The organism is Agromyces sp. P1_H4 (assembly GCF_056405255.1).
Genome location: NZ_JBFUCL010000564.1, coordinates 1 through 1133 on the forward strand (window position 1 = coordinate 1; position 1133 = coordinate 1133).

Below are 1133 nucleotides of genomic sequence, written 5' to 3' on the forward strand. Positions count from 1 at the left end.
GTCGTCGTCGGTGTGGTCATCGGCGTCTCCTCTCCTCGTCCGGCGCAGCACACCTGGCGCGGTGCGCTTCAGGTGGGGTGTCCGGTCGAAGCTAGGCGAGGTCGGCGGCATCCGACAGGGCGCGTGTCATGCCCGGTCACGCCGTGTCGCATTGCGTCACACGACGTCGTGTTTCGACACAGGCGGTTGCACGGCGTCGGTGGACGGTAATGGGCGACGGATACCGCGTGGCGCAGGTGCGCGGGTCGCGGGTCGCGGGTCAGGCGAGTGCGCGGGTGCGCGGCTCGCGGATCGCGGGTCAGGCCAGGCGGGCGGATGCCGCGGCGTGGCGGTCGAGCACGATCTCGACGAGCTCGGCGGGCGCGGGCTCGTCCTCCACGAGCAGCGGGCGTGCGGTCACGTCGGCGCCGGCCGCGCGGGCGAGGTCGTCGAAGTATCCGGGGGCGAGCAGGTAGTTCGCGACCACGACCCGGGCGCCGTCGGCGGCGGCATCCGCTCGGGCCATCGCGACCGCCTCGCGCAGGCGCGGCTGGGCGGCCGAGAGGAACCCCGCCGTGACCGCGCGTCCGGATGCCGCGGCGAGCCGCTTCGCCATGTCGAGACAGTCGACGACCGCACGTCGGTCGCTCGACCCGGCGACGGCGAGCACGATCCGGTCGTCGTCGCGGAGTCCCGCTTCTTCGAGCCGCCGCAGCAGCACCGTCGCGAGCCGGTCGTCGGGGCCGAGGGCGCCGGCGAGCACGACCGTCCGCCCGCCCTGCTCGTTCTGGTGGTCGACCGCCTCGGTGAGGTCGACGTACACGTGGTACCCGGCCGACAGCAGCAGCGGCACCACGACGGCGGGCTCGTCTTGCTCGAGCGAGGCGAGGGTGGCCGGGACGTCGGGCTGTTCGACATCGACGTGTCCGAGCCGCACGCTCGGCGGGGCATCCGGATGCCGCTGCGCCACCGCCGCGGCGACCGCGTCGTGCAGCCCGCGCACCGCACGGCGGCCCTCGTCGGACGAGGTGCCGTGCGAGATGCCCACGAGGGCAGGGGTGCGAGCGGACATGCCCCCATCGTCGCAAATCGGGGCGGCCCGCCGCATCCCGGCGACGTCGCGTGACCGGGCGCGCTTGCCGCCGCTCCTGACC

General features: G+C 74.7%; 1 protein-coding gene. It reads right to left on the reverse strand.

The genetic code is table 11. The features are described from left to right. Positions 1 to 298 precede the first annotated feature (298 nt). Positions 299 to 1051 (reverse strand): sirohydrochlorin chelatase, encoded by a 753-nt coding sequence (locus tag AC1DY2_RS19995; RefSeq protein WP_476764003.1) that lies wholly within the window; start codon positions 1049 to 1051, stop codon positions 299 to 301. Between the last annotated feature and the right edge of the window lie 82 nt (positions 1052 to 1133).

Excerpts from the sequence above, each read along its gene's own strand:
- AC1DY2_RS19995 (WP_476764003.1), bottom strand. The coding sequence starts at position 1,051 with ATGTCCGCTCGCACCCCTGCCCTCGTGGGCATCTCGCACGGCACCTCG.